The sequence below is a fragment of the Microbacterium sp. AK009 genome, from assembly GCF_013410955.1.
Taxonomy (GTDB): Bacteria; Actinomycetota; Actinomycetes; order Actinomycetales; family Microbacteriaceae; genus Microbacterium.
The window spans coordinates 112,237-138,002 of sequence record NZ_JACCCG010000001.1; the positions used below are offsets into that span (position 1 = coordinate 112,237).

The following is a 25,766-nucleotide window of genomic DNA, read 5'->3' on the forward strand; positions in this document are numbered from 1 at the left end:
CCGTCACACCAGGTACTGGCTCAGGCCGCGACGGAGGTACTGCCCGTCGCCCTTGCTGCCGTGGTAGGTGCCGCCGTCGACGATGATCTTCCCCCGCGAGATGACGGTGTCGACGTGGCCATCGACCTCGAAACCCTCCCACGCCGAGTGATCCATGTTCATGTGGTGGCTCGCCGCCGAGATGGTGGTGTGCCCGTGCGGGTCGTAGATCACGACATCCCCGTCGGCGCCCGGCTGGATCACGCCCTTCTTGCCGTAGAGGCCGAACATCCGCGCCGGGGTCGTGGAGGTCAGCTCCACCCAGCGCTCGAGGGTGATCTTGCCGGTCACGACGCCCTGGTACATCAGATCCATGCGGTGCTCGACCGAGCCGATCCCGTTGGGGATCGCGCGGAAGTCATCCTTCCCCAGCTCCTTCTGGCCCTTCATGCAGAACGGGCAGTGATCGGTGGAGACCATCTGGATGTCGTTGGTGCGCAGGGCCTGCCACATGTGGTGCTGATGGCCCTCGCCGCGGCTCCGCAACGGCGTCGAGCACACCCATTTCGCGCCTTCGAACTGGCCCCACTCCTGGCTGAACGCACCGAGCTGCTCTTCGAGCGAGAGGTAGAGGTACTGCGGACAGGTTTCGCCGAAGACGTTCCAGCCCTGGTCTCGCGCCCAGGCCAGCTGATCGACGGCCTGCTTGGCGCTGACGTGCACGACGTACAGCGGCGCGCCGGTGAGGTTCGCGAGCATGATCGCGCGGTGGGTGGCCTCCTCCTCCATCTGCCAGGCGCGGGCGATGCCGTGGTAGTACGGCGCCTTCTTGCCCGCCTCGGCCAGCTGGGCGGCGAGCACGTCGATCGCGGGGCCGTTCTCGGCGTGCATCATCGTCAGCAGCCCCGTGTCGGCCGACTTCTGCATCGCCCGGAGGATCTGCGCGTCGTCGGAGTAGAACACCCCGGGGTAGGCCATGAAGAGCTTGAAGCTCGTCACCCCCTCGTCGATGAGGGAGTCCATCGCCCGCAGCGAATCGTCGTCGACCCCGCCGATGATCTGGTGGAAGCCGTAGTCGATCGCGCAGTTGCCGGCGGCCTTCTCGTGCCAGGCGGCCAGTCCGTCTTCGACGCGCTCGCCGTAGCGCTGCACGGCGAAGTCGATGATGCTCGTCGTCCCGCCCCAGGCCGCCGCGCGCGTCCCGGTCTCGAAGGTGTCCGAGGCCGCGGTGCCGCCGAAGGGCAGCTCCATATGCGTGTGGGCGTCGATGCCGCCGGGGATCACGTACTTGCCGGTCGCGTCGACGACGGTGTCGACGGTCGCCGCCAGGTCGGTGCCCAGCAGGTGCGAACCGGGGGCCAGCACCGCGACGATGGTCTCGCCGTCGATGAGCACATCGGCGTCGCCGCGGCCGGTCGCGGAGACGACGGTGCCTCCGGTGATGAGTGTGGTGGTCATGAAATGATCTCCTTGGTTGTTGCTGCGCGGCGCAGGCAGCGCCGACGTGCCATCCGGCTAGCGGCGGCCGCTGCACGATCCGGCGGTCGCCGACGCATGCCCCCGCGGCGGCCTCTGGCCACCGCTCCCGCCAGACCCGATGCCAGCGTCGGCGACCGCCGGATCGCTCCGCTCGGATGCGCTTGAGTGCGGTCCATGGCGTCGGGGATCAGGGGCGGGCGATCTTCGTGTAGGAGTCGGGACGACGGTCGCGATAGAACTGCCAGTCGTCGCGCATCTCGCGCACCATCTCCATGTCGAGGTCGCGCACGAGGATCTCCCCCTCGGTGCCCGAGCCCCGCTCGCCGACGAAGTTGCCCCGCGGGTCGATGACCTGGCTGGTGCCGTAGAAGTCCACGGCCAGCTCGCCGTACTCGTTGTCCTCGCGTCCCACGCGGTTCGGCTGGAGCACGAAGTACCCGTTCGCGACGGCGGCCGCAGGTCCCTCGACCTCCCAGAGCCGGTTCGACAGGCCGGGCTTGGTGGCATTTGGGTTGAAGACCATGTGCGCGTCGTTCAGGCCGAGCTCGCGCCATCCCTCCGGGAAGTGCCGGTCGTAGCAGATGTACATGCCGATCCGACCGACCGCGGAGTCGAACACCGGGTAACCGAGGTTGCCGGGGCGGAAGTAGAACTTCTCCCAGAACCGGTCGAGGTGGGGAAGGTGGTGCTTCCGGTACTTCCCGAGGATCGTGCCGTCGGCATCGACCAGCACCGCGGTGTTGTAGTACACCCCGGTCTCCGCCTCCTCGTAGATGGGGAGGACCATCACGGTGCCGAGCTCCTTCGCGACGGCGGCGAAGCGCTGCACGATCGGGCCGTCGGCGGCTTCGGCGAAGCGGTAGTACTTCTTGTCCTGCGTGATCCCGAAGTAGGGGCCGTAGAACAGCTCCTGGAAGCAGACCACCTGGGCGCCCTGCGCGGCGGCATCCCGGGCGAAGCCCTCGTGCTTGTCGAGCATCGACTCCTTGTCGCCGGTCCAGGTCGTCTGTGTGATCGCTGCGCGCACCGTCGTCATCTACGCATCTCCATCCGTGTCGTCCAGTACTTCTTCGTGCTGACGCCGACGGGGACCGGTGTCGGGACCGTCCGGTGCGTACTCACCCCGTGGACTGATCCTTCTTCCCGGACGTTTCCCGCCGGTTTCGGCCTGTGTCCGGACAGTAAAGCCTCGGCCGCGCGCCCACAAGAGGCGGTGTCCTCATCGCGGAGATACATCGGAGGACGGATGCCGCGCGGCATCCGCTCCTCTAACGTGAAACGGTGTTCCGCCCGCTCCGTCCCCTTCAGACCGCGACCGACATCGCGGTGGCGGGCGGCTTCTTCCTGGTCGTCGTCGTCTTCGAGCTGAACGCCGGGATGGGAACGACGGGATCGCCGAACGGACTGTCGGCGGTCCTCGGGGTCATCGGCTACGTGCTGCTTTTCAGCACGGCACTCGGATTCCGCCGCTTCGCACCCGGGGTGGCGCTGGGGTTGGCCTGGGCCGGAGCGCTCCTGCAGATGAGCCTCGCGCGCGGACCGAGTCTGGTCGACATCGCCGTGTTCGGCGTGCTCTACACCGCCGCCGCCTACGGGAGCACGCGGGTGTTCTGGTCGGGCTTCGCGTCGGCGCTGACGGGCGCGGTCGTCATCACGGTCTACCTCTCCCTCGGGCCACTGAGCTCGACTCCCCTCGATCTGTCGGTCCTTCCCGTGGCTGTCCTGATCCTGGGCGGAGCGACGTTCGCCCTGATGCTCGCCTGGACGACGGGGGCGCTCGTGCGCACCGCTCGGCGCGCGCGGGAGAACCGCCTCGCCCAGGAGCGGGCCGAGAAGGAGGCGCGGTCGGAGTTCGAGCGGGCGCGCATCGCACGCGACATGCACGACGTCGTGGCGCATTCGCTCGCGGTGGTCGTCGCCCAGGCCGATGGGGCGCGGTACGCCGCCGCCGCCGATCCGCAGGCGGCGACCGACGCTCTGCAGACCATCTCGTCTACGGCCCGCGCCGCGCTCGCCGATGTGCGGCTGCTCCTCACGCAGCTGCGCCACAGTCAGGGCGACGGGCCGCAGCCGAGCCTCGCCGACCTCGAGGAGCTGTGGGCGCAGGTGCGCGCCGCGGGCGTCGACCTGCGCGTCGACATCGACCCCGCCCCGCCGGGCGAGCCGCCGGCATCCGTCCAGATCGCTGTCTACCGCATCCTGCAGGAGGCGCTCACGAACGCGCTCCGCCACGGGCAGTCGGGCGGCCCCGTCGATGTGCGCCTGTCGTGGGGCGCGGAGCGTGTCGATCTCACCGTACGGAACCCCGTCGTCGCCGGGTCGTCGGCCCCGGCCCGCACGGGGCACGGGGTGATCGGCATGCGGGAGCGCACACAGCTCGCCGGCGGCGACTTCGCCGCGGCAGAGGAGTCCGGCGCGTTCGTGGTGCGTGCGTCGATCCCCGTGGAGGCCCTGGCATGACCCCCTCGTGGCTGCGCGCCTTTGCGCTGTGTACAACCGCGGGTCTTGCGGCCGGCACCCCGGGGGGCGTCACCACCGTGCGGCGTGTCGCCGCGGCGCCCCGCCGTTGCGCGCGCATCGAGGGAGGACGACGATGATCCGCGTGGTGCTGGTCGACGACCAGGCGCTCTTCCGCGCGGGGATTCGCATGGTGGTCGACTCTCAGCCCGACCTCGAGGTCGTCGGCGAGGCCGCCGACGGACGCGAGGCGCTGGCGGTGGTGCGGGCGGTGCGGCCCGACGTGGTGCTGATGGACATCCGGATGCCGGTGATGGACGGCCTCGCCGCCACCGCCGAGCTGCTGCGCGACCCCGAGCCGCCGCGCGTGGTCATGCTGACGACGTTCGACCTCGACGAGGCGGCGGCGCGGGCGATCCGCGGGGGCGCGAGCGGATTCCTGCTGAAGGACGCCGATCCGGAGTTCCTCCTGGCAGCGATCCGCACCGTCCACGCGGGGTCGGCGGTGATCGCGGCGTCGGCGACCCGTGATCTGTTCGCCCGATTCGCCGACGCCGCGCCGCGCCCCGTTCCCCCCGCCTACGGCGAGCTCACCGAGCGCGAGCGCGAGATCTTCGCCCTCGCCGCGCGGGGGCTCTCCAACGCCGAGATCGCGGCGCGGGAGTACCTCTCGGAGGCCACGGTCAAGACGCACATCAGCCGCATCCTGACCAAGCTCGCGCTGCGCGATCGCGTGCAACTGGTGGTCTTCGCTTTCGAGCACGGCCTGGCCTGAGGCCGCACCGCGTCGACACGTGGAGCGTCTCGTCTTCGCTCCTCGCTCAACGACCGGGGCGGGGCGTTATGCCCGGTCGTTGAGCGAGCGCAGCGAGTCGAAACGCCCCGCGCCCGGCCCGTCCGGCCGCCCCGCGTCATCCCTCCGATGTACACGGATCGGTCCCGCGGCCGACGCGCCCGCACCCCGGCGATTCCTAGCGTCGAGGCATGCACATCTCCTCCACCGACCTTGGCCTGGCGGCCCGGGTGCAGCAGCTGACCAAGACCTACGGCGCCGGCGACAGCGCCGTGCGCGCGCTCGACGGCGTGACGATCGGCATCCGCCGCGGCGAGTTCACCGCCATCATGGGCCCGTCCGGCTCGGGCAAGTCCACGCTCATGCACGTCATGGCGGGGCTCGACGCCCCCACCTCGGGTCGCGCGTGGCTCGGCGACACCGAGATCACGGGCCTCAGCGACCTCGATCTCACCATCCTGCGCCGCCGCCGCGTCGGGTTCGTGTTCCAGGCGTTCAACCTCGTGCCCACCCTCGACGCGCTCGGCAACATCCTGCTGCCCTTCGACCTCGACGGTCGGCGCCCGTCGGCGCTGGAGCGCGCGCGAATCGACCGCCTCGTCGAATCGCTCGGGCTCGCCGCGCGGCTCGGCCACCGCCCGCATCAGCTCTCGGGCGGCCAGCAGCAGCGCGTCGCGATCGCCCGCGCCCTGGCCACCGCCCCCGACGTGGTGTTCGCCGACGAGCCGACCGGCAACCTCGATTCCCGCAGCGGCCGCGAGGTGCTGCGCCTCCTCGCCGACGCCAGCCGCGAGCACGGCCAGTCGATCGCGATGGTCACCCACGACCCGGTCGCCGCCAGCCACGCCGACCGCGTCATCGTGCTCGGCGACGGCCGCATCGCCGCCGACAAGCCACGACAGAGCGCCGAGGAGATCTCAGCCTTTCTCCTCGCCAGCGAGCAGCAGGCCCCGGCATCCGTGCAGGTGACGGCATGAGCGCGGTCGCCCTGGCAGAGCGAACAGATCGGATGCCACGCACCGCAGCCCCGCGATGGCTGTTCCTGCGCGAGCGCGGCATGGGCGCGAGCATCCTCGTCGCGGCGATCTCGAGCGCGTTCGGTGTGCTCCTCGTGTCGGTCACCGGCTACCTCGCGGCGATCCTCCGCGCCGATCCCTACATCGGCGACAGCGGGACGCTGGCGTTCGTGCTGAGCTTCCTCACCGTCATCCTCGTCGGCGTCGCGGTCTACGTCGCCGGGATCGTCACCGCGAACACGTTCGCCACCGTCATCGCCGGGCGCACCGGGCAGATCGCCCTCATGCGCCTCATCGGCGCCTCGGCGCGCGCGCAGCGCCAGGAGGTCGCCCGGCAGGGGCTCATCGTCGGCGTCATCGGGGCGCTCGCCGGTCTCGTCGCCGGCACCGGCGTCGCCGCGCTCGGCGTGGTCGTCGGCACCGAGCTGCTCGGGCTCGACGGCGTCTCGTACGGTGTCGTCACCGGAGAACTTCTCGTGCCCGCGGCGATCGTCGCGCTCACGACGTGGGTTGCGGCGTGGGCCGGATCTCGACGGGTGCTGACCGTCACGCCCATGCAGGCGCTCGGGGGCGCCGTGGAGGCCACGCGCGAAGACGTCGTCCGTCGCACCGGACGCAATGTGGCCGCCGTCGTGCTCTTCTCGGTCGGCGGTGCACTCCTCGCCGCGGGCATCGCGCTCGGGCTGGTCACTCCGCTCGGTGTCGCCATCGCGTTCATCGGCGGCATCTTCTCCTTCACCGGCATCGCACTCGGCGCGACCCTTCTCATGCCCCCGGTGCTGCGGCTGATCGGTCGGCTCTTCGGAGGGTCGGCGACCGCGCGGCTGGCTGCCGAAAACGCACTCCGCTACCCCGAGCGGTCGAGTCGCATGGCGATCGGGGTGGTGATGGGCGTCACCCTCGTGACGATGTTCGCCGTCGCGATCGAGTCGACCAAGGCCGTGCTCACCGCGTCGGCCGGCGGCGAGCTTCCCGACGAGATGGCAGCGGTGATCGACACCTTCGCCGCGGTGATGATGGTGCTCGTCGCGATCTCGGCGGTGATCGCCGCCGTGGGCCTGGTCAACCTCCTCACCCTGGGCGTCGTGCAGCGCCGTCGCGAGCTCGGACTGCTCCGCGCCCTCGGACTCACCGCCCCCCAGGTGCGGCGGGTCGTGCTGCTCGAGGCGGCGCACCTCACCATCGCCGCGCTCGCGACGGGTCTGGTCCTGGGTGTGGTCTACGGGTGGGCGGGCGCGCAGTCGCTGCTCGGGTCGGTCCCGGGCGACCCGAGCCTTCCGCCAGGGCCGACGTTCGTCTGGCCCGCCGTGCCGCTCGTCCCGGTGCTCGTCGTGGTCGCCGCGACCGCGGTGCTCACTCTCATCGCGGCGGTGGTGCCGACGCGCCTTGCGACCCGGGTCGCGCCCGTGGAGGCGCTCGCCGAGTGACGCGCGCGGGCGGCGGGTGCGCGGGCGAGTGCGTGCGCGGGTGGGCCGGCGAGTGCGTGCGCGGGTGCGCCGGCGAGTGCGCTGCCGTGCTGGGCGGCTGCGCTGCCGTGCTCGGCGCCTGCGCGGGTGGGCTCACCGGCGGACCGGAGGAGATCGACACACCGGAGGACGCGCCGCGGCGCAGCCGCCTCCCTCGTGTCGATCTCCTTCCGTGTGTCGCCGAGCGGGCGGCCTCGTCCGCGTCAGTGCCGCATCCGCGTCGGCCGATGACGAACGTCAGTCCGCGGGCGCCTCGTCAGCGGGCGGCGCGTCGTGCGCCCACGTCGGTGCGAGCGCCCGGATGCGCGCTGCGCGCCACTGCCAGGCCGCCCACAGCCCCGGCCAGAGCACCGGCGCGGCCGCCCCGCCGATGACGAGGCGGTCGCGCCACAGGGTCTTCGCCGGGTCGCCCGGCGCGGGGGAGACCGCCATCTGGTGGTCCCAGACGTCGAGGGCCGCGAGCGGCCCGGAGATCGGGATGCCGCTGTCGCGGAAGATGCGGATCGGCCCGTCCGGGCCCTGCACCGTGCGATCGCTCGCGTGGATGATCTGCCGGCCGAGCGACACCCGGCCGCCGAGGCTCATCTCGACCCCGACCTCGGCTCCCGGCTCCCAGGCGGTCGGCAGCGCGTCGGGTTCGAGGGGCGCCAGCTGCACGAGCGGGCCGTACAGTTCCGCGACCGCGCGCGGGGAGTGCAGCGCCCGCCACGCGGCATCCGCATCGCAGTCGATGACGAGCTTCAGCATGATCCGCATGTGCCCACTCTGTCATTCCGCGCCGCCCGGCCCGCCCGTTTAGGCTGACGGAATGCCCTCGCCCTTCGATCAGTCCCGCTATCAGGTGCGTCTGGACTGGGGGCTCGACGCCCTCGCACGCCTCGCGCCCGCCGACATCGTGGTCGTCGTCGACGTGCTCCGCTTCTCCAGCACCGCGATCGACGTCGTCGACCGGGGCGAGGAGATGATGCTGGATGACACCGCCTTCGCCGTGTCACTGAACGGCGCCCGCGTCGCCGCTGCCGCCGCTGCCGCCGCCGCCGGCGCGGGCCCCGTCCCTTCCGGCCCTCACGCGGTCGAGGACGAACCCGCGGGTCCGATCGTCCTCCTCGCGGGACTGCGCAACGCCTCGGCCGTCGCCCAGGCGATCGCCGATGAGCAGGAGCGCCGCGGCCGCCGCACCTCGATCTCGATCATCCCCGCCGGCGAGCTCGGTCACGGCGGCGCCCCGCTGCGCTTCGCCGTCGAGGATCTCCTCGGCGCCGGCGCCGTGATCGACGCCCTCACCACCCGGGGGATCGACCACTCCTCGCCCGAAGCCGCCACGGCGGGGGAAGCGTTCCGCGGTCTTCGCGGCGCCGTCCGTCACCTGCTGACCGCGAGCGGGTCCGGTCAGGAACTCATCGAGAAAGACCTGCGGCCCGACGTCGTCCGCGCCGCCGAGGTCGACGCCTCAGACGCCGTGCCGATCGTGCGCGGGGACCGCATCACCCGGCTCTGACCGGCCCGGAGCGGCATCCGGTCGCGGTGTCATCGCGGCCAACCGCGTCGCGGCTGAGATCTCGCGCCGCGTCCAGGTGAACAGATGGCGACGGTCGAATCGCGGCGCGCAGGCGACGCACGACGTCGCCCGCGGCGGACGGCGATGCCGGTAGGCGGTGTGCCCGGCGGGGCACACCCCCACCCACGGCGCGAGTTCGACAGCCGTCTCGCCGTCGTGGGTGGTGCCCCCGACGTAGCCCAGCTCCCGCGCGATGCGCTTCCACTCGGCACCGTGTCCGGCGGCCGGCCCGGCGAGGGCGTGGGCGACCTCGTGCAGGAGCGTCTGGTGATTGGTGTCGTCGTCGTACCGCGCCGACAGGTAGCGCGAGACGCTGATGCGCCTGCGGCGGAAGTCGCACAGGCCCGCGCGCCGCTTGGCGTTGTCGAAGCCGAAGGTCCAGGAGGGGTCGAGGTGCCGGCGGATCAGAGCGTTCGCCCAGACGCGCACACGTTCAGGTTCTGTCATGCCGTGAGGTTAGAACGTACCTACGACACTCAGCTCGCGACCGACGTCCGCATGCGCCGCCGCTCGGAGGCGTCGATGGCCAGCAGCGTCGATTCGAGCTGCTCGTCGGGAGCGCCCGACTCCTGCCGGAGGAACAGTGCGCGCTTGAAGTCGGTGCGCGCGGCGTCGTAATCCTCGCCGTCGTAACGGGTCTTGCCGCGGTGCTGGTAGGCGAAGGCGGCGATGCCCGACCAGCCCTGGCCGTCGGCCTCCTCGGCGCAGGCGGTGAGCTCCTGGTCGGCGGCGGCGAGCTGTCCGCGCACCTGCAGCACGGTGGCGTGGAGGATCCGGGCACGCAGCAGATCCTTGCGCGTCCCCGCCATCCGGGCCACGCGCACCGACTGCTCCGAGAGCACCAGCGCGTCGTCGAGTCGATCGAGGACCTTCAGCAGCCACACCCGCTCGAGCAGGGCCGGCAGACTCCGCTGCTCGCCGATCTCATCCAGGCGCCCCTCGCAACGGACAGGGTCGACCTGCTCCCGCAGAGTGTCGGGGTCGTATCCCAGGATGTAGCTCATGATCGACTCCTTCCGCGCTCGAGGGTCCCGCGCCCACGCTCCACCAGTCTGCGCGACAGCGGTGCCGGCGTCGGCGTGGCACGCCGCAGGGCGGCATCCGGATCAGGATTCATCGTTCGAAGACGGATGCCGCGGGCTTGGGCGACGGCGTGGAGTCGGCGTCGGTCGCGATGCGCGCTCCGCGCGCGAACTCCACGACCTCCTCGCCCTCGGCCACCTTTGCGGGGTGGGGGCCTGCGGCCATCAGTCGCGGCAGCCACTGGGTGGGGAGGGGCGAGGGGGAGGCGGCGACGACGAGGTTGCCGAACCGGCGACCCTTCAGCGTCTGCACCTCGGCCAGCACGATGACGTGGGGGAGCACCTCGCGCACCGTCGCCACCTGACGACGGGCGAAGGCGAGCCCCGCGCCGTCGGCGACGTTGACCAGCAGCACGCCGCCGGGGGCGAGCAGGGCGGCGGCTTCGCGGTAGAACTCCACCGTGGTCAGGTGCGCCGGGGTCTGCGCTCCCGCATACACGTCGGAGACGAGCACGTCGACCGCGCCGACCAGGGCGCGCGGCAGTCGCGCCAGCCCGATCCGCGCATCGCCGATGCGCATCCGGATCGCCGCGCCGCGCGGAAGGGGCAGGTGCTCGCGCACGAGGTCGACGAGCGGCTGCTCGAGTTCGATGACCTGCTGGCGCGAGCCCGGCCGGGTCGCCTCGATGTAGCGCGGCACCGTCAGGGCGCCGGCGCCGAGGTGGACGGCGGTGAGGGGCTGGCCGGGAAGCTTCAGCCGGTCGATCACCGCGGCCATGCGCGACACGTACTCGAAGTGCAGATGCGTCGGGTCGTCGAGGTCCACGTGCGACTGCGGGGTGCCGTCGACGATGAGCTCCCAGCCGGTGTCGTACTCCGACGGCGCGATCGTCGCGAGCGTCCCGTCACCCAGCCGCGCCGACGGGCGCACCTGTTCGACCCGAGCGCGCGCCATGGCTCAACGCTAGTCCGCGGCATCCGTCCCCTGCGCCTGCGCCGCCGAAACAGAATCGCAACCTCACCGTGACCATCCGCACGACGGCGCGCGGGTACGGTCGAGGGATCACACTCCGTGGGCCGGTGCTGTCACACGCTTCGCTGCGCTCGCGACCCGAAAGGGATCTCAAAAGGAAGGTGCAGTACACGATGCTTCACTCAACGAGAAAGCGCCTGCTCGCCGGCGCTGCCGCCATCGCCGTCGGATCGCTGATCCTGACGGCCTGTGCGAGCCAGCGCGAGGAGGGCGGCGGAAGCGAGGAGCCGAGCGACGTCGACTCGACGTTCATCTTCGGAGCCTCCGGTGACGTGTCGAGCCTGGATCCGGCGTTCGCCAGCGACGGCGAGTCGTTCCGCGTCTCCCGGCAGATCTTCGAAGGCCTCGTGGGTGTCGAGCCCGGAACCGCCGACCCCGCGCCGCTCCTCGCGAGCAGCTGGGAGCAGTCCGAGGACGGCTTGAGCTACACCTTCACCCTCGTGGAGGGCGTGACCTTCCACGACGGCACCCCGTTCAACGCCGACGCGGTGTGCTTCAACTTCGACCGCCAGAACAACTTCACCGGCATCGCCCAGAGCGAGAGCCTGTCGTACTACTGGGGCAAGCTCATGCGCGGCTACGCCGACACGGGCACCTCGATCTACGGCGGCTGCGAGGCGGTCAGCGACACCGAGGTCACCGTCACCCTCACCGAGCCCTTCGCGGGCTTCATCCCCGCTCTGTCGCTCCCCGCGTTCGCGATGCAGAGCCCGACGGCGCTGGAGGAGTACGGCGCCGACGACGTCGGCGGCACCTCGGAGGCCCCGACCCTCAGCGAGTACGCCACGGGTCACCCGACCGGCACCGGTCCGTTCCAGTTCGAGTCGTGGGACCCGGGCAGCAGCACCACCCTCACCGCCTACGAGGACTACTGGGGCGAGCAGGGCGTGGTCGAGGAGATCATCTTCCAGGTGATCGGCGACACCACCGCGCGCCGGCAGGCGCTGGAGTCCGGCAGCATCGACGGCTACGACCTCGTCGCCCCCGCCGACCTCGGCGCACTGGAGGAGGCGGGCTTCACCCTCATCAACCGCGACCCGTTCAACGTGCTCTACCTCGGCATGAACCAGGCCGTTCCCGAGCTCGCCGACGAGCGCGTGCGTCAGGCGATCGCCCACGCGATCGACAAGGAGCAGCTCATCTCGCAGGTGCTCCCCGAGGGCACCGAGGTGGCCACGCAGTTCATGCCCGACAGTGTGATCGGGTGGAACCCCGACGTCACCACCTACGAGTACGACCCCGAGCAGGCTCAGGCGCTGCTGGCGGAGGCGGGCTTCGACGAGGCCAACCCCCTCACCATCACGTTCAACTACCCGGTGAACATCTCGCGGCCGTACATGCCCAACCCCGAGCAGATCTTCACCAACCTGCAGTCCCAGCTCGAGGCCGTCGGCATCGTGCTCAACCCGGTGTCCAACGAGTGGGGCGAGTACCTCGACCTCATCCAGGGCGGCAGCGAGCACGGCATCCACCTGCTCGGCTGGACCGGTGACTACAACGACCCCGACAACTTCGTGGGGACGTTCTTCGGCGCTCCCTCGAACGAGTGGGGCTTCGACAACGCCGAGATCTTCGACGCGTTGACCACCGGTCGCGGCCTCGCCACCGCCGAGGAGCAGGAGTCGGCCTACGCCGACGCGAACGCGCAGATCATGGAGTTCCTTCCCGGCATTCCGCTCGCCCACCCGGTGCCGACCCTCGTCTTCGACGAGCGCGTCACCTCGTACCCGGCGAGCCCCGTGCAGGACGAGGTCTACAACCTGGTCGAGCTTTCCGAGTAACGACGATCCGGATGTCGCGGCGCGGCCTGAGACGCCGCGCCGCGACATCCGCTCGTCTTCTCTCCTCCGCTCGTCGTCGAAGGCTGTCTTCTCGTGATACGCACCATCGGCAAGAGGATCCTCTTGCTCATCCCGACGCTGTTCGGGCTGTCCATCCTGCTGTTCCTCTGGGTCCGCGCCCTCCCCGGCGGCCCGGCCGTCGCGCTCCTCGGCGAGCGGGCGACCCCCGAGGCGGTTGCCGAGATCAACCGTCTCTACGGGTTCGACCGACCACTGTTCGAGCAGTACATCGTCTGGCTCGGACGGCTGCTGTCGGGCGACTTCGGCACGTCGATCCAGACCGGGCGCGCCGTCACCGAGGAGTTCTGGCGCCGCTTCCCCGCCACCCTCGAGCTCTCCAGCGCCGCGCTCCTCATCGCCGTGGGCGTCGGCATCCCCCTCGGATACTGGGCGGCCCGCCGGCACGGCAAGGCCACCGACCACCTCACGGTGGCCGCGAGCCTTCTCGGCATCACCATCCCGGTGTTCTTCCTGGCGTTCCTGCTGAAGTGGGTGTTCGCGGTGCAGCTGGGCTGGCTCCCCTCGGAGGGCCGCCAAGACCCGCGCATCGATGCGACGCACTACACGAACTTCTACATCCTCGACGGGATCATCACCGGAGAGTGGGATGCCGCGTGGGATGCGATCCTGCACCTGATCCTGCCCGCGGTGGCGCTGGCCACCATCCCGCTGGCGATCATCGTGCGGATCACCCGTGCCTCGGTGCTGGAGGTGCAGAACGCCGACTACGTCCGCACCGGCATGGCCAAGGGCGTGCCGCAGGGGACGATCCGCGGGCGGTTCATCCTGCGCAACGCCCTGCTCCCGGTCGTAACGACCGTGGGTCTGCAGACGGGACTGCTCATCTCGGGCGCGGTGCTCACCGAGACGGTGTTCGCCTTCCCCGGAATCGGTTCGTTCCTCGCCCGCGCCATCTTCACCCGTGACTTCCCGGTGCTGCAGGGCTTCATCATCTTCATCGCGATCGCGTACGCCCTGATCAACCTGATCGTGGATGTCTCGTACAGCTTCATCGACCCGAGAGTGAGGGTCCAATGACCTCGGCGATGCTTCCCCCCGCCCCCAGCGGCGGGCCGGTCGACGACACCGCGATCGATGATCGGGAGCTCCTGGGCGCGCAGGTGCGCGGCGGGTTCTGGCGCGACGTGTTCCGGCGGCTGCGCCGCAACCCCTCGGCATGGGTGGGCGCGGTCATCATCGCGCTGTTCATCCTCGTCGCCGCCCTCGCGCCCGTGCTCGCGCCGTACGGCCCCACCGACCTGCCGGGACAGCGGTACATCACCCCGACGTACATCCCGGGTCCGGGCGAGCTGCCGCAGTTCCCGCTCGGTCTCGACCGCTTCGGCGGCGATGTGCTGTCCAAGCTCATCTGGGGCGCGCAGGCGTCGCTGACGATCGGCGTGGTCTCGACCGCGTTCGGACTCCTCGGCGGCATGCTGCTCGGCCTCATTGCCGGCGCCTTCGGCGGGTGGGTGGATGTCGTCGTGATGCGCTTCGTCGACATCCTGCTCTCGGTGCCGTCGCTGCTGCTCGCGGTGTCGATCGCGGCGATCCTCGGTCAGACCCAGCTCTCGGTCATGATCGCGATCGGTGCCGCGCAGGTGCCGGTGTTCGCGCGGCTGCTGCGCGCGTCGATGCTCCAGCAGCGGTCGGCCGACTACGTGCTGTCGGCCCAGACGCTGGGACTCGGCCGCGGCAAGATCACGATGAGCCACGTGCTGCCCAACGCCATCGGCCCGGTCATCGTGCAGGGGACGCTGTCGCTCGCGACCGCGGTCATCGAGGCGGCGGCGCTGTCGTTCCTCGGTCTCGGCGGCGGGCTTCCGCAGACGGCGGAGTGGGGGCGCATGCTCACCTACGCGCAGCTCGAGCTCGCGATCGCGCCGTGGCTGGCGTTCCTGCCCGGTGCCTGCATCACGATCACCGCACTCGGGTTCACCCTGCTCGGCGAGGCGCTGCGCGAGGCGATGGATCCCCGCACCCGCGCGCGGTAGCGCCGCCGTCGCGGCGGCGCCCGTCGTCGCGTCGCTTCCCCCGTCACGTTCGGCCCTGTTTGACGCGCGCGGGGGCGGAACGTGACGGGGGAGCGGCCTGGGCTGCGGGCGTGCATCGCTTCCCCCGTCGCGTTCGGCCCTGTTTGACGCGCGCGGGGGGGGCGAAACGTGACGGGGGAGCGAGAACGCCGCCGTCGCGGCGGTGGCGCGACGAACCCCGGCGCGCGGACGCGACGGGAAGGGCCGACGCGCCGGGGTCAGACGGCGATGTCGAGCTCGTTGCCCGGGATCGATGCGAGGAGGCGCCGGGTGTACGGGTCGCGCGGGTTGGTGAAGATCTCCTCGCCCGACGCCGCCTCCACCAGGTGCCCGTCCTTCATCACGCAGACGTAATCGCTGATGAGTCGCACCACCGCGAGGTCGTGCGAGATGAAGAGGTAGCTCAGCCCGTACTCGCTCTGCAGATCGCGAAGGAGCCGCAGCACCTGGTCCTGCACGAGCACGTCCAGCGCCGAGACCGGCTCGTCGCAGACGATGAGCTCGGGAGACAGCGCGAGAGCCCGCGCGATCGCGACGCGCTGCCGCTGACCTCCGGACAGCTCCGACGGGTAGCGCCGCATCATGGAGGCCGGCAGCGCCACGTCATCCAGCAATCGCCGCACCCGCTTGGTGCGCTCGGCCGACGAGCCGCGCCGGTAGAACTCCAGCGGCTCCTCGATCAGTCGCTCGATGGTGAACATCGGATTCAGCGACGAGTAGGGGTCCTGGAAGATCGGCTGCACCTTCTGGCGGAAGTCCTTCAGCGCCCGGCCCTTGAGGGTCGACACATCGACGCCATCGAACGAGATCGTGCCGCTGGTCGGTTCGACGACCTTCAGCATCATCCGCGCGGTCGTGGTCTTCCCCGAGCCCGATTCGCCGACGATCGCGACGGTCTGCCCGCGCGGGATCGCGAACGAGACGTCCTTGACCGCGACGAAGTCCTCCTTCTGCCCCCGCACCGGGTAGGTCTTGGTCAGCCCCTCGACCTCGACGATGTGGTCGGGTGCCGTCTCGACGCCCTGTTCGCCCGGCGCAGCCGGTTCGCCCGGCGCAGCCGGCTCATTCACCACGACAGGAGCGGATGCCGCGGGCGCGGCCGGCCCGGCGGCATCCGTCTTCTCGGCCCGGCGGAAGGCCTCCGGACGCAACCGCACCGCCGCCACCGATGGCGCGGCCTTCACGAGCGCCTGGGTATAGGGCTGCTGCGGGTCCTCGAGGATCTGGCGGGCGGGGCCCTGCTCGACGATGCGACCGCGGTGCATCACGACCACGCGCGAAGCGCGCTCGGCGGCGAGGCCGAGGTCGTGGGTGATCAGCATCACCGAGGTGCCGGTCTCGCTGGTCATCCGGTCGAGCTGGTCGAGGATCGTCTTCTGCACCGTCACGTCGAGCGCGCTCGTGGGCTCGTCGGCGATGAGGAGCTTGGGGTTGCACGCCAGCCCGATCGCGATGAGGGCGCGCTGGCGCATGCCGCCCGAGAACTCGTGCGGGTACTGCTTCGCACGGGCGGCGGCGTCGGGGAGGCCCGCGGCCTCGAGGGTCTCGACGACCTTCCGATCGACGTCCTTGCGGGTCGCGAGGCCGTGCGCGAGGAGGGTCTCGGCGACCTGGGTGCCGATCTTCGCGACCGGGTTGAGGTTGGACATCGGGTCCTGCGGCACGAGGCCGATCGAGCGGCCGCGCACCTGGCGCATCACCGACTCGGGAGCCCCGACGAGATTCTCGCCCTCGAAGAGGATCGAGCCCTTCGTCACCCGGCCGTTGCCGGGGAGGAGGCCGATCACGGCCATCGCGGTCGTCGACTTCCCCGACCCCGACTCGCCGACGATGGCGAGGGTCTCGCCGGCGGCGAGGTCGATATCGACCCCTTCGACGGCGTGGACCGTCCCGTCGACGGTGCGGAACTCCACGGCCATGTCGCGGACCTGCAGCAGCGGCGTCCCTGCCGCGGGCCGCTCGGAAGATCGAGGCATCCCCCCATCCTGCCCCGGCGCGTGCACCGGCGCACTCGGGCCGGGCAGCCTTTACGCATCCGTAACGTTGTCGCGCGGCGTAGCGTGTGCACATGGGCGTGATCGACCTCAATGCCGACCTGGGGGAGACGGTCGACGGGATGCCGACGGCCGACGACGACGCGATGTTCGCCGTGATCTCCAGCGCCAGCATCGCCTGCGGCGGCCACGCGGGCGATGAGAGGTCGATGCGGGAGGCGGTGGCGCGCGCGGCGGTTCACGGTGTGGCGGTCGGAGCGCATCCGTCCTACCCCGACCGGGCGAATTTCGGCCGGGTGCCGATGGCGCTCGCGGCCGCGGATCTGCGGGCCGACGTCAGAGCGCAGCTGCGGGCGCTGTCGGCGGCGGGCGCCGACATCCGGTACGTCAAGCCGCACGGCGCGCTGTATCACGCGGTGTCCGCCGACGCGGGGTCGGCGCGGGCCGTGGCCGAGGCGGTGGCCGACCTCGCGGCGTCGCAGGGACGCGCGGTGCCCATCCTCGGGATGCCAGGGGAGATCGCCCGGGCCGCCGAAGCAGCCGGCCTGCCGTTCGTCGTCGAGGCGTTCCTCGACCGCGGGTATCTTCCCGCCGGGGGACTCGTGCCCCGGGGGCATCCCGGCGCGGTGCTCGACGACGCCGCGGCGGCCGCGGAGCGGGCGATCCGCCTGGCGCGGTCGGGCGAGGTCGTCGCCGCCGACGGGTCGGTGCTGACCGTCGCCGCGGCGTCGCTCTGCCTCCACGGGGACTCGCCGGCCGCGGTGGCGATGGGGGAGGCGGTGCGGCGCGCGTTGGATGCCGCCGGAGTGACCGTGCGGGCGCCGTGGTGAACGTGCTGCCGATGGGCGACCGCGCGATCCTCGTCGAGGTGGCGGGACTCGACGCTGTGCTCTCGCTGCACGCCCGCCTCGCCGCATCCGCCCCGGCCGGCGTCATCGACATCGTCCCCGCGGCGCGCACGGTGCTCGTCACCGTCGATCCCGCGATGCTGAGCCTGTCGCGCGCGCGGGCGTGGGTGACGGATGCCGCGGGCGAGGCCCCGCCGCGGGCGGCAGCGGCCGTCCCGGAGGTCGTGCTCGACATCCGCTATGACGGCCCCGACCTCGAGGAGACGGCAGAGCTGCTCGGAGTGTCGGCCTCGGAGCTCACGCGGCGCCACGCAGCCGCGACCTGGACCGTCGCGTTCACCGGCTTCGCACCCGGGTTCGGGTACTTGGTGGGCGAGGACTGGCCGTTCGACGTGCCTCGGCTCGATACCCCGCGCACCCGCGTGCCGGCCGGGGCGGTGGGGGTGGCGGGTGTGTTCTCGGGGGCGTATCCGCGCGAGACCCCCGGCGGGTGGCGCCTCCTCGGCACGACCGACGCGCCGCTTTTCGACCCCGCCGGAGAGAACCCTGCGCTCCTCGCGCCGGGCACGCGCGTGCGATTCCGCCCGGTCTCGGCCGCCACCGCGGCATCCGAATCCCCCGCGCCGACCGCCCTGCCGGCGTCCCCCGCCTCCCCGACCCCCGCCTCCCCGACCCCCGCCGCCCCGAGCCCCGCCCCCGGGTTGGGGCGCGACTCTCCGTTCGGGGCGGAATCGTCGCGCCCCGACCGGAAGAACGCGCCCCGAACGGAACGGGACGCGCCCGCCGTGGGAGACGAGCGCACCCTCGCGGGGGCGGAGGCGGAGGCGGCGGCGGTCGCGGGGGTGGGGGCGGGGCCGGCGAGGGGCGCGGCGGCGCTCCTCGTCGAGGCGCCGGGGTTGCTCGCCACGGTGCAGGATCTCGGCCGGCCGGGCTCCGCCGCCCTCGGGATCGCCCGCTCCGGCGCGATGGACCGCCGCGCGCTCGGCGCCGCGAACCGGCTCGTGGGAAACCCCGAAGAGGCGGCGGCGATCGAGGTCACGCTCGGCGGGTTCCGCGCTGTCGCCCTGGCCGACCTCTGGTTCGCCGTCACCGGCGGCGGCGGTCCGCTCCGGCTCGCCGGGCGCGACATCGACCCCTACGTCGCGCACCGCTGGCCCGCCGGCGCGGAGCTCGAGGTCGGGTGGATCGAGCGCGGCGCCCGCGCGATCCTCGCTCTCCGCGGCGGCGTCGATGCGCCGATCCTGCGCGGATCGCGCGCCGCGGACATCCTCTCGGGTCTCGGGCCCGCCCCCCTGGCCGCGGGCGACGTCGTGAGCGTCGGCCCCGCTCCCGTCACCCCTGTCCCACCCGCCCCCGACGCCCCGTGGGGCGCGCCCGACGGCGACGACCTCGAGGTCGACCTCGCGCCGGGGCCGCGCGCGGACTGGTTCACCGCCGACGCCCGCGCCGCCCTCTTCGATGCGACGTGGACCGTCTCGGGCGCCGCGGACCGCGTCGGCATCCGCCTCGACGGCCCGGCGCTCGCCCGCGCGCGCGGCGATGAGCTCCCGAGCGAAGGCATGGTTCCCGGGGCCCTTCAGGTGCCGCCCTCCGGCCGCCCCACGATCCTCGGGCCCGACGCCCCCGTCACCGGCGGCTACCCGGTGATCGCGGTCGTGACGGATGCGGCGCGCGACGCGCTCGCCCAGGCTCGGCCGGGCAGCCGCATCCGCTTCCGTCACGCGCGCCCGACCGACTGAGCCGCGTTCCCCCTCCGCTCACCAGCGGGCGATCAGCCGTGAGGCCTCCGCCTGCGCGTCGGCGGGCAACGCCAGCGCGAGCGCCTCGGCGAGGGTGAGCTCGGCGCCGCGGCGCTCGCCTGCGGCGACCGCGTCCGGATCGGCCGCTCGCATCGCGTCCAGCTGCGGCGTGTGCACCGTGAAGGCTTCGGCGTCGAACACGCCGATGCGGTGGCGGATCACGGCGGCCACCGCCGACAGTGCGCCTGCCCGTTCGCCGTCCCCGCGGGCCGCGGCGACGGCGCACAGCCCCTCGAGCCCGTAGGCGATCCCCTCCTCGAAGTGCAGGCGCAGCGACACGAGGAGCGTGCGCACGCACTGCGCCTCGGCCGTGTCGATCTCGCCGCGGACGAGCTGCAGGCGCGCGAGGTGGTTCCCGGCGACCGACGTCGTGAAGAGGTCACCGCCGGCAGCGGCGGCCGCGGTCGCGCGATCGAAGTGTCCGAGCGCGTCGTCGGTGTGGCCGCGAAGCCACGCCAGCCGCCCGCGGGCGACCTCGGTGATGGCCTCGGCCCAGGTGTTGCCGACATCGTGGAGCCTCTCGACCGCGGAGGTCAGCTCGCGATCGGCGGTGTCGAGGTCGGGGAGGTCGAGCTGGAGCCGCGCGGTCGCCCGTGCGGCGAGCGCCATCGCCGCGGCATCCTCGTCGCCGCTCTCCTCGAACAGCCGGATGCACTCCCCGAGCCCGGCGACGGCCTCTTCGCTCGGACGCTGCCACATCTCGCCCCACAGGGCGAAGAACCAGGCCACGGCGCGGGTGTGCTGGGTGATCGGCTTGTCCTTGCCGAGGAGCTCCAGCATCCATACCCGCACCTCGGCGAAGAAGCCCGCCACCCACCAGTAGATCAGGAGCGACCACGCGAAATCGCCGGCGTCGTCGAGCCGGTCGGTGTGGATCAGGTGGCGCACCGCCGCGCGGAGGTTCGGCAGGTCGAGCCCCAGCTCCGCGACCGCGTCCGCCTGCCCCGGTCCGCCGAGCCGAGGCGCGATGCGCGCGACCAGCTCGCGGTAGTGATCGGCATGCGCGGCGCGCACCGCGGCGGCATCCCCCCGCTCCTTCAGTCGTCCCACCGCGTATTCGCGCACCAGTGCGAGCAGCGAGAACACCGGGCGACCGTCGACGTCGACGGGTTTGACCAGTGAGGAGTCGACGAGCGCCGCGAGATTCTCCATCGCGTCGGCGCCCCAGACTCGGCCCCGCCCGATCGCTTCCACCGCGTCGAAGGTGAACCGGGTGGCGAAGACGCCGAGGTCCTCGAGCATGGCGCGCTGCGACGCCGGCAGCAGGCTCACGCTCCACTCGATGGTGGCCCGCATCGTGCGGTGCCGGTCGGGGAGGTCGCGCACCGCCGCGGTGAGCAGCGGCAGACTCTGCTCGAGCCGCTCGGCGATCCCCCGGGTGCCCAGGATCCGCACTTTCGCCGCCGCCAGTTCGATGCCCAGCGGCAGGCCCTCGAGCCGACGACAGATGTCGGCGACGTCCTGCGCGTTGGTGTCGGTGAGGGCGAAGTCGGGACTCACCGCGCTCGCGCGGTCGACGAACAGGCGGCATGCGGGGGTGCTGCGCACCCGCTCGCGGGTGGCGCGGGTCCACGAGTCGGGGACGAGCAGCCCCGAGACGTCGTAGACCTGCTCGCCGCGGATGTGGAGGACGATGCGACTGGTCACCAGGAAGGTCGCCATGGGGGAGGCGTGGGAGAGGCGCACCAGCAGCGGCGCGGCCTCGATCACCTGCTCGAAATTGTCGAGGACGACGAGCACGCGGCGACCCGACAGCGCCCGCGCGATGCGCTCCTCCAGCGGCGCCTCGCCGTTGTCGCGCACCCCGAGGGAGTAGGCGATCGTGGGCACGACGAGACCGGGTTCGAGGACGCCCTCCAGCAGAACGAAGTACACCCCGTCGGGGAAGAGGTCCTCGCTCGCGCGGGCGACCTCGATCGCCAGCCGGCTCTTGCCGACCCCGCCGGGCCCGATGAGGCTGACCACATGGGCGGTGCCGGTCAGCAGATCGCGGATCGCCGCGACATCCTCCTCCCGGCCGATGGTCGAGGTGTACGGGACGGGCACCTTCGGCGCGGCGGCCGGGACGACGTCCGAGATCTCGCGGTCGGCGAGGGGGCGAGAGGCATCGAAGCGCTCGGCGAGCAGGGTGGCCAGGTCGTCGCGGACGTGATCGCGGAGCTCGTCGACCGAGGAGAAGGAGAGGTAGGCCGCCGTGTCGTCGTCGCGGATGCGGTCGATGAGGGCGACCAGGCGCGGGTCGCGACGCTCGGAGGCGCGGATGTAGATGAGCTTCGGCATCTCGGGGGGCGCGAGGTTGTACTCGTCCTCCAGGCCCGAGACCTGCTCCTCCGGCGCCACCCACCCGTAGCTGTCGCCGTAGATCCCCACGAACACGTCGCTCTGCGCCAGATAGGAGCGGTAGAGCGCGCGGGGCGGATGCGGCCGGGCGCCGAGCTCGAACATCACCGGCGCAAGCCGCAGGCTCTCGATGGCGTCGCGCACCACGACGCGTTCGTCGGCGAGTTCGCGCAGGGTGGAGCTGACGAAGATGCGGAGACGCTGGTCGGGCGTGCGGATCACCCGCTCGTGCCCCGTCACGGTCGCGGACTCCACGAGACCCGCGGTGGCGGCGTCGCCCCCCGTCATGCAGACATCATGGCCTCACCAGGGGTTCTCCGCCAGATGCCGGGGAATGCAGGGGGTATTCACGGGGTTATACCCGAGGAACTTCAACTCGTCAAGGATCGCGCTGGACACGGCGCGTCATCCGGACTATGCTTGGTAGTTGCGCTCTTGGTTTCCCCCTGCCCTCATATGGTGGTCGGCTGTGACTGCACGCCCCCGCTTCACTGCGGTGTGCGACGTGCAGGCTTCGGGGATGACTGAGCACTCCACCTGACGACAAGGAAACGAAGCCCGATCCGGGCTCACGGAGGTTATCCCTTGGCTGCTGCGCCCAACGCATCCAATCCCACCACCACCCCGAAGAACGGCCGCGGCGCATCGCGGCTCTCGTTCGCGAAGATCTCCGACACGCTGACGGTCCCCGACCTTCTCGCGCTGCAGACCGAGTCCTTCGACTGGCTCGTCGGCAACGACGCGTGGCGGGAGCGCCTCGCCGAGGCGCAGGCCGCCGGCCGTACGGACATCGCCCTCAAGAGCGGTCTCGAGGAGATCTTCGAGGAGATCTCGCCGATCGAGGACCTGAGCGAGACCATGCAGCTCTCGTTCACCAACCCCTACCTCGAGCCCGAGAAGTACTCGATCGAGGAGTGCAAGGAGCGCGGCAAGACCTACGCCGCCCCGCTGTACGTCGAGGCCGAGTTCATGAACCACCAGACCGGTGAGATCAAGACCCAGACGGTCTTCATGGGCGACTTCCCGCTCCAGACCGACAAGGGCACGTTCATCATCAACGGCACCGAGCGTGTCGTGGTCTCCCAGCTCGTGCGCTCGCCCGGTGTCTACTTCGACAAGACCCCCGACAAGACCTCCGACAAGGACATCGTCTCGGCGCGCATCATCCCCAGCCGCGGTGCATGGCTGGAGTTCGAGATCGACAAGCGCGACCAGGTCGGCGTCCGCATCGACCGCAAGCGCAAGCAGTCGGTCACGGTGTTCCTGAAGGCCCTGGGCCTTTCCAGCGAAGACATCCTGAACGAGTTCGCCGGTTTCGACTCCATCGAGGAGACCCTCTCCAAGGACACGATCCTGTCCAAGGAAGACGCGCTCCGCGACATCTACCGCAAGCTCCGTCCGGGCGAGCAGGTCGCCGCCGAGGCCGCCCGCGCGCTGCTGGACAACTTCTACTTCAACCCCAAGCGCTACGACCTGGCGAAGGTGGGTCGCTACAAGATCAACCAGAAGCTGGGGCTGGATGCTCCGCTGTCGGACTCGGTGCTCACGGTCGACGACATCGTCGCCACCATCAAGTACCTCGTGCGCGTGCACCGCGGCGATGAGACCTTCGAGGGCGTGCGCGGCGGCAAGAACGTCGAGATCCGTCTCGACGTCGACGACATCGACAACTTCGGCAACCGTCGCATCCGCGCGGTCGGCGAGCTGATCCAGAACCAGGTCCGCACCGGTCTGTCCCGCATGGAGCGCGTCGTGCGCGAGCGCATGACCACGCAGGACATCGAGGCGATCACCCCGCAGACCCTGATCAACGTCCGCCCCGTGGTGGCGGCGATCAAGGAGTTCTTCGGCACCTCGCAGCTGTCGCAGTTCATGGACCAGAACAACCCGCTCGCGGGCCTGACCCACAAGCGTCGCCTTTCGGCGCTCGGCCCCGGCGGTCTGTCGCGTGAGCGCGCCGGCGTCGAGGTCCGTGACGTCCACCCCTCGCACTACGGCCGCATGTGCCCGATCGAGACCCCGGAAGGCCCGAACATCGGTCTGATCGGGTCGCTGGCCTCGTTCGCCCGCATCAACTCGTTCGGCTTCATCGAGACGCCGTACCGCAAGGTCACCGGCGGCAAGGTCACCGACCAGATCGACTACCTCACCGCCAGCGAGGAAAGCGACTTCATCATCGCCCAGGCCAACGCCCCGCTGAAGGCGGACGGCCACTTCCAGGAGGACCGGGTCCTCGCGCGGAAGATCGGCGGCGAGGTCGACCTCATCCCCGCCGACGAGATCGGCTACATGGACGTCTCGCCGCGCCAGATGGTGTCGGTCGCGACATCCCTCATCCCCTTCCTCGAGCACGACGACGCCAACCGCGCGCTCATGGGTGCGAACATGCAGCGCCAGGCTGTGCCGCTGCTGCGCAGCGAGTCGCCCGTGGTCGGAACCGGCATGGAGGGCTACGCCGCGGTCGACGCCGGTGACGTCGTCACCGCCGAGAAGAGCGGTGTGGTCATGGAGGTGTCGGCCGACGTCGTCACCATCCAGCTCGACGAGGGCGGTACGCAGGACTACTTCCTGCGCAAGTTCGACCGGTCCAACCAGGGCACGAGCTACAACCAGCGCGTGATCGTCTCGGCGGGCGACCGCATCGAGGCCGGCGAGGTCATCGCCGACGGCCCGGCGACCGAGAACGGCGAGCTCGCGCTCGGCAAGAACCTGCTCGTGGCGTTCATGACCTGGGAGGGTCACAACTTCGAGGACGCCATCATCCTCAGCCAGGACCTGGTGAAGGACGACACCCTCTCCTCGATCCACATCGAGGAGTACGAGGTCGACGCCCGCGACACCAAGCTCGGCAAGGAGGAGATCACCCGTGATCTCCCCAACGTCAGCCCCGACCTGCTGAAGGACCTCGACGAGCGCGGCATCATCCGCATCGGCGCCGAGGTCCGCCCCGGCGACATCCTCGTCGGCAAGGTCACGCCCAAGGGCGAGACCGAGCTCTCGGCCGAGGAGCGGCTGCTGCGCGCCATCTTCAACGAGAAGAGCCGCGAGGTGCGCGACACCTCGCTGAAGGTTCCTCACGGTGAGCAGGGCACGATCATCGCCGTCAAGGAGTTCAACGCCGAGGACGGCGATGACGAGCTCGGCTCGGGCGTGAACCGCCGCGTCGTGGTCTACATCGCCCAGAAGCGCAAGATCACCGAGGGCGACAAGCTCGCCGGCCGTCACGGCAACAAGGGCGTCATCGCCAAGATCCTGCCGGTCGAGGACATGCCGTTCCTCGCCGACGGGACGCCGGTCGACGTCGTGCTGAACCCCCTCGGCATCCCGGGTCGCATGAACTTCGGCCAGGTCCTGGAGACCCACCTCGGGTGGATCGCCAAGCAGGGCTGGAAGGTCGAAGGCACCCCGGAGTGGGCCGTGCGCCTGCCCGAGGAGGCTCGCGAGGCCGCGCCGGGCACCAAGGTCGCCACCCCCGTGTTCGACGGTGCCGCCGAGGAGGAGATCGCGGGTCTGCTCGACTCGACGAACCTCACCCGCGACGGTGTGCGCCTGATCGACTCGTCGGGCAAGACCCAGCTGTTCGACGGCCGGTCGGGTGAGCCGTTCCCGGCGCCGATCTCCGTCGGGTACATGTACATCCTGAAGCTGCACCACCTCGTGGACGACAAGATCCACGCCCGCTCCACCGGCCCCTACTCGATGATCACGCAGCAGCCGCTGGGTGGTAAGGCGCAGTTCGGCGGCCAGCGGTTCGGTGAGATGGAGGTGTGGGCACTCGAGGCCTACGGCGCCGCCTACGCGCTGCAGGAGCTCCTCACGATCAAGTCCGACGACATCCCCGGCCGCGTCAAGGCGTACGAGTCGATCGTCAAGGGCGAGAACCTGCAGGAGCCCGGCATCCCCGAGTCGTTCAAGGTGCTCATGAAGGAGATGCAGTCGCTGTGCCTGAACGTCGAGGTCCTCTCGGCCGACGGCACGGTGGTCAGCCTCCGCGATAGCACCGACGAGGCGTACCGCGCCGCTGAGGAGCTCGGCATCAACATCTCGAGCCGCTTCGAGTCGTCGTCGATCGACGAGATCTGATCCGTCGACGCCGACCGCAACCCAC

Annotated in this window: 19 protein-coding genes; 11 read left to right on the forward strand and 8 right to left on the reverse strand. The window is 71.1% G+C overall.

Going from position 1 to position 25,766, the window contains the following annotated elements:
- Positions 1-3: 3 nt before the first annotated feature.
- Both hydA and HDC37_RS00595 read right to left on the reverse strand, forming a co-directional pair.
- Complete coding sequence (hydA, locus tag HDC37_RS00590) at positions 4-1,437, reverse strand: dihydropyrimidinase (RefSeq protein WP_179558484.1); 1,434 nt, start codon at positions 1,435-1,437, stop codon at positions 4-6.
- Positions 1,438-1,645: 208 nt separating this feature from the next.
- A complete protein-coding gene (locus HDC37_RS00595; protein WP_179558485.1) occupies positions 1,646-2,494 on the reverse strand; it encodes a nitrilase-related carbon-nitrogen hydrolase in 849 nt (282 codons plus the stop codon).
- Between the two features lie 245 nt (positions 2,495-2,739).
- On the opposite strand from HDC37_RS00595, the gene HDC37_RS17465 reads away from it, so the two are divergent.
- The 4 genes from HDC37_RS17465 to HDC37_RS00615 all read left to right on the forward strand — a co-directional run bounded on the left by HDC37_RS17465 (position 2,740) and on the right by HDC37_RS00615 (position 7,151).
- Positions 2,740-3,918 carry a histidine kinase gene (locus HDC37_RS17465; protein ID WP_179558486.1) on the forward strand — a complete coding sequence of 393 codons (1,179 nt, stop codon included), beginning with the start codon at positions 2,740-2,742 and terminating at the stop codon, positions 3,916-3,918.
- 133 nt (positions 3,919-4,051) lie between these two features.
- Positions 4,052-4,690 carry a response regulator transcription factor gene (locus tag HDC37_RS00605; protein WP_179558487.1) on the forward strand — a complete coding sequence of 213 codons (639 nt, stop codon included), beginning with the start codon at positions 4,052-4,054 and terminating at the stop codon, positions 4,688-4,690.
- Between the two features lie 209 nt (positions 4,691-4,899).
- Positions 4,900-5,685: an ABC transporter ATP-binding protein gene (locus HDC37_RS00610; RefSeq protein WP_179558488.1), complete on the forward strand. Its 786-nt coding sequence runs from the start codon at positions 4,900-4,902 to the stop codon at positions 5,683-5,685.
- A gap of 32 nt (positions 5,686-5,717) precedes the next feature.
- Positions 5,718-7,151 carry an ABC transporter permease gene (locus tag HDC37_RS00615; RefSeq protein ID WP_257021226.1) on the forward strand — a complete coding sequence of 478 codons (1,434 nt, stop codon included), beginning with the start codon at positions 5,718-5,720 and terminating at the stop codon, positions 7,149-7,151.
- Between the two features lie 276 nt (positions 7,152-7,427).
- On the opposite strand, the gene HDC37_RS00620 is transcribed toward HDC37_RS00615, so the two are convergent.
- Positions 7,428-7,946, reverse strand: coding sequence for a hypothetical protein (locus tag HDC37_RS00620; protein ID WP_179558490.1), 519 nt, complete (start codon positions 7,944-7,946; stop codon positions 7,428-7,430).
- A gap of 52 nt (positions 7,947-7,998) precedes the next feature.
- Between HDC37_RS00620 and HDC37_RS00625 the strand changes: the two genes are divergently transcribed.
- Complete coding sequence (locus tag HDC37_RS00625; protein WP_179558491.1) at positions 7,999-8,688, forward strand: 2-phosphosulfolactate phosphatase; 690 nt, start codon at positions 7,999-8,001, stop codon at positions 8,686-8,688.
- Here the strand turns inward: HDC37_RS00625 and HDC37_RS00630 are convergent.
- The 3 genes from HDC37_RS00630 to HDC37_RS00640 all read right to left on the reverse strand — a co-directional run bounded on the left by HDC37_RS00630 (position 8,641) and on the right by HDC37_RS00640 (position 10,725).
- Entirely contained in the window at positions 8,641-9,195 is a 555-nt protein-coding gene (locus HDC37_RS00630) for a SprT-like domain-containing protein (protein WP_179558492.1), read from the reverse strand. The two genes, HDC37_RS00625 and HDC37_RS00630, sit on opposite strands and share 48 nt — an antisense overlap.
- Before the next feature lie 29 nt (positions 9,196-9,224).
- Positions 9,225-9,752 (reverse strand): hypothetical protein, encoded by a 528-nt coding sequence (locus HDC37_RS00635; RefSeq protein WP_179558493.1) that lies wholly within the window; start codon positions 9,750-9,752, stop codon positions 9,225-9,227.
- Between the two features lie 109 nt (positions 9,753-9,861).
- Positions 9,862-10,725, reverse strand: coding sequence for a spermidine synthase (locus HDC37_RS00640; protein ID WP_179558494.1), 864 nt, complete (start codon positions 10,723-10,725; stop codon positions 9,862-9,864).
- Positions 10,726-10,916: 191 nt separating this feature from the next.
- On the opposite strand from HDC37_RS00640, the gene HDC37_RS00645 reads away from it, so the two are divergent.
- The 3 genes from HDC37_RS00645 (at position 10,917) to HDC37_RS00655 (ending at position 14,638) form a co-directional block, all read left to right on the forward strand.
- Positions 10,917-12,584 carry an ABC transporter substrate-binding protein gene (locus tag HDC37_RS00645; RefSeq protein ID WP_179558495.1) on the forward strand — a complete coding sequence of 556 codons (1,668 nt, stop codon included), beginning with the start codon at positions 10,917-10,919 and terminating at the stop codon, positions 12,582-12,584.
- Positions 12,585-12,677: 93 nt separating this feature from the next.
- Positions 12,678-13,682, forward strand: coding sequence for an ABC transporter permease (locus HDC37_RS00650; protein ID WP_179558496.1), 1,005 nt, complete (start codon positions 12,678-12,680; stop codon positions 13,680-13,682).
- Entirely contained in the window at positions 13,679-14,638 is a 960-nt protein-coding gene (locus HDC37_RS00655) for an ABC transporter permease (RefSeq protein WP_179558497.1), read from the forward strand. The genes HDC37_RS00650 and HDC37_RS00655 overlap by 4 nt, the downstream gene beginning before the upstream one ends.
- Positions 14,639-14,895: 257 nt before the next feature.
- Here HDC37_RS00655 and HDC37_RS00660 read toward each other — a convergent pair whose 3' ends face one another.
- A complete protein-coding gene (locus HDC37_RS00660; RefSeq protein WP_179558498.1) occupies positions 14,896-16,653 on the reverse strand; it encodes an ABC transporter ATP-binding protein in 1,758 nt (585 codons plus the stop codon).
- Between the two features lie 92 nt (positions 16,654-16,745).
- Between HDC37_RS00660 and pxpA the strand changes: the two genes are divergently transcribed.
- Together pxpA and HDC37_RS00670 are read left to right on the forward strand one after the other, a co-directional pair.
- The gene (pxpA, locus tag HDC37_RS00665; protein ID WP_179558499.1) at positions 16,746-17,501 is read left to right on the forward strand and encodes a 5-oxoprolinase subunit PxpA; all 756 of its coding nucleotides are present in this window, start codon (positions 16,746-16,748) and stop codon (positions 17,499-17,501) included.
- A gap of 11 nt (positions 17,502-17,512) precedes the next feature.
- Positions 17,513-19,258: an urea amidolyase family protein gene (locus HDC37_RS00670; protein WP_218869290.1), complete on the forward strand. Its 1,746-nt coding sequence runs from the start codon at positions 17,513-17,515 to the stop codon at positions 19,256-19,258.
- An 18-nt stretch (positions 19,259-19,276) separates the two neighbouring features.
- Here HDC37_RS00670 and HDC37_RS00675 read toward each other — a convergent pair whose 3' ends face one another.
- Positions 19,277-21,946 (reverse strand): DUF4062 domain-containing protein, encoded by a 2,670-nt coding sequence (locus HDC37_RS00675; RefSeq protein ID WP_179558500.1) that lies wholly within the window; start codon positions 21,944-21,946, stop codon positions 19,277-19,279.
- A 297-nt stretch (positions 21,947-22,243) separates the two neighbouring features.
- Between HDC37_RS00675 and rpoB the strand changes: the two genes are divergently transcribed.
- On the forward strand, positions 22,244-25,741 hold the full coding sequence (rpoB, locus tag HDC37_RS00680) for a DNA-directed RNA polymerase subunit beta (RefSeq protein WP_179558501.1): 3,498 nt from the start codon (positions 22,244-22,246) through the stop codon (positions 25,739-25,741).
- The last annotated feature ends 25 nt before the right edge of the window (positions 25,742-25,766 follow it).